General features: G+C 32.6%; 2 protein-coding genes. Both read right to left on the bottom strand.

The genetic code is table 4. The annotated features are described in order from the left end of the window. Positions 1 to 16: 16 nt before the first annotated feature. Positions 17 to 175 (bottom strand): hypothetical protein, encoded by a 159-nt coding sequence (locus EHV01_RS06220; protein ID WP_422065657.1) that lies wholly within the window; start codon positions 173 to 175, stop codon positions 17 to 19. Positions 176 to 223: 48 nt separating this feature from the next. After that, complete coding sequence (locus EHV01_RS06215) at positions 224 to 403, bottom strand: hypothetical protein (RefSeq protein WP_422066701.1); 180 nt, start codon at positions 401 to 403, stop codon at positions 224 to 226. Between the last annotated feature and the right edge of the window lie 348 nt (positions 404 to 751).

Here is a 751-nt window from a genome sequence, read left to right as displayed (position 1 = left end):
CATAATTTAATTCCTCCTAATTTTGTTTCCCTAATGCTCAATGTTCATCAGTCATATCTTCAAATGATACTGAATAACTTTTAAACATTAATTCTTGTAATTTGTTTTCTTGATTGCATTTTGAGCAATATCCTCAATATTTTTGTTTAAGACAAATTTTATTTAACTTTTTCATATTTACCTCCTAAATTATTTTTCCTATTTTTTAACTCGCTGGCACTCACTACCAAGTTAAAGTGCCAAAGCGAGAATTAGTTATATAAGTATTGTATTTATCTATTTTATTTACTACGCCATCCGCTTCGCTGTGGGTGAGCGGTGGTGGTATGTTGTTAGTTAAATAATCGACAGTTGTTTTTTGTTTTTGTAGCCAGAGAGTTTTCTCTCTCTTCACCCGCACCATTTCAGGTCAAAGCGTTCAGTTTTTAAAATAAATCTACTTGCACCTTGAAGAGCCTAATGCTGACTTTGTGGTTTTTAAACCGCTGTCACTTCTAAGAAGTAATATCTATCGCAAATTTATTTATAAAGTGACCATCTCTTTTGTTTATTGTGGTTCGATGTTGACCGCGCACTTATCACCACTATCGTTTGTTAAAGCGTCTATTATTTCCGGACTGATTACCGCTGGGCTAGACCGCCTCCTGTGGAATAAAAACACTTAGTTATTTAAAATAACCGTTCCACTCTGCATTAAGTTGTTTTATAAAATCAAAGTTTTAAAAAACCAGTTTTATAATCAAAGATAATT

The organism is Spiroplasma sp. hy2 (assembly GCF_044714365.1).
Classification (GTDB): domain Bacteria; phylum Bacillota_I; class Bacilli_A; order Mycoplasmatales; family Mycoplasmataceae; genus Spiroplasma; species Spiroplasma phoeniceum.
Note: the sequence above shows the minus strand (reverse complement) of the source record. Positions and strands in the feature narration are given on the sequence as shown.